The organism is Treponema sp. UBA785 (genome assembly GCF_002297065.1).
GTDB lineage: Bacteria > Spirochaetota > Spirochaetia > Treponematales > Treponemataceae > Treponema_D.
Genome location: NZ_DBJD01000083.1, coordinates 1 through 1,953, shown reverse-complemented (window position 1 = coordinate 1,953; position 1,953 = coordinate 1). Strand labels below are relative to the sequence as shown.

At 39.6% G+C, this 1,953-nt stretch carries 1 protein-coding gene; it reads right to left on the bottom strand.

Annotated elements, in window-relative coordinates; translation table 11 throughout:
* Positions 1-1,811: TOTE conflict system archaeo-eukaryotic primase domain-containing protein (locus B2X33_RS07250; RefSeq protein WP_296668673.1), on the bottom strand; the 1,811-nt coding region annotated here is incomplete at its 3' end.
* Positions 1,812-1,953 lie beyond the last annotated feature (142 nt).

Sequence of the window (1,953 nt, the reverse complement as noted above, 5' to 3'; positions counted from 1 at the left end):
TGACATTCATCTATTATAACCATTCCGTATTTGTGAGTTCGCGGCTTTATTCTGTCAGAATTGTTTTCTGTCAGGGATTTTACTATTGCAATGTCGACGATTCCTGTGGACTTGTCCTTTCCTGAAGCGATTGTTCCGGGGGCGAAGTCTAAAAAAGTTTTGACGGATTTTTTCCATTGTTCTAAAAGTGCGTGGGTTTGGACAAGAATAAGAGTGTTTGTTTTCCGCCTGGCAATAAGGGCTGCCGCGGAGACTGTTTTTCCGAATCCTGTTCCTGCAGATAAAATCCCTGTGTCGTTTTTGAGCATTTCGGTTAAAGCCAGTTTCTGTTCATCGTAAAGTTCAGCCTTAAAAGCCAAGTCGATTTTTGTTCCGCTTTCTCTTTTGTCCGCAATTTCGTATCCAGCATTTGCAGATTTTAAGGTTTCAAGCGTTTCGTCCAAAAGTCCGCGTGGCAAAAGCAGGCATTCTCTGTTTTCTTTGGAACAGTCGATGAACCTTGGAATATTATACAGCGGCAAATGAAGGCGAAGATTTTTATAGTATTCGGGATTCAGAAAAACCGCCGTCTGCCGCAAGATATACAGTGCTTTTTCGGAGATTCCGGCTTTTTGAATTTCAATGCGGTTTGTAAGGGTGATTTTTACCTTTTGCGGAAAATCTGTAGGGTTAAACTCTTCATTTTCTGTGTCTTTGCTTTTAAGTGAATCAGAAGATGTTTTTTTATTTTCAAATGGATTTTCTTCTTTGCAGTACGGTATTGAAAATCCCAGTTTTTTTTGAATCTGTTCTGAAATTTCAATTATTTCTTTTTCTGACAGTTTTTGAACCGAACTTAAATATTTCCACTGGTCGTCATAAGGCAAAAAAGATTCATCGGTAAAAACAGAATGCTTCTCTTTAACGGCCCGGCCTTGAAGCGGAAGAGCAATAAGATTTCCGTAGCCGCCATTTGGAATTTCATCCTGATTCGGAAACATCCGGTCAAAACTTTCAAAAGAAATCGAATGATTCTTTAGCATTGACGCCTGAAGTATCAAACTGCCGAACTGTCTTGCCGTCTTTGCTTTTATTTTTTCGCTGAAGAAAATCCACAGATGAGCGCCGTTTCCAGAACGCGAAATTTCAACGGAAGGAAAAACTGAATATTCACTGCAGGTTTTGCAGACTGAGCGAACATCGCTTTTCCATTTTTCAGAATTGCTGTTGCCGTCTAGTTCACCGTCAATTTTTTCTGCAGCCCCAAAATTTTTGCTGTGCGAGTCAAAGTCGAACGCAAGAAAATTGCAGCAGTTGTCCAAAAGAAGCGGATAGATTCCAATCACGTCGCGGCAGTGTAAATCTTTTCCGGCAAGATGATTGTAGATTCTTGAATCAGACAGGCTTTCAGGAAACCTAAAAGGGCAGGCGGCGCACGAATATTTTTTTAAGTCGCATTTTCCCGAAATCCATTTATTTTTGCATACCGGCGAATATCCGCTTTTATTTGACTTTTCGTTGTGCCAGCGCAGGGCAAAAACATCGGTCCGACCGGAAAAAAGCGATTTGAAAAGCGCGATTTTTTCTTCCGGGGAACTAAATCGGTTTATGGCATTGGTGTCCGCAGAAATATTCGCAGCAGGAACTTCCGCATTTCTGGTTTTAGGATTTTCTGATAGATTTTCATTTTTGTTGTTCTGTCCTGCAGCTTCAGCCTGAAAAATTTTTTTCTGAATAAAATCACCAGCTTCTCGGTTTGTTTCTGAAAAATCAAAAATCAGCTTCACAAGCTCATCTTTTGAAAGCGAAAGAAGAAAATCCTTTTTTGTCATAACTGTTATGCGGTTTATTGTATGCTAAAAATAACAAAGTTTGAAGCAAGAAAGTTGATTTTTGGGGTTAGTTTCCCATTTTCTCGTCTTTATTGTACTCTTCAAAGAGAAATGCTCATCGCATAGTTTGTTAATTTTTGAT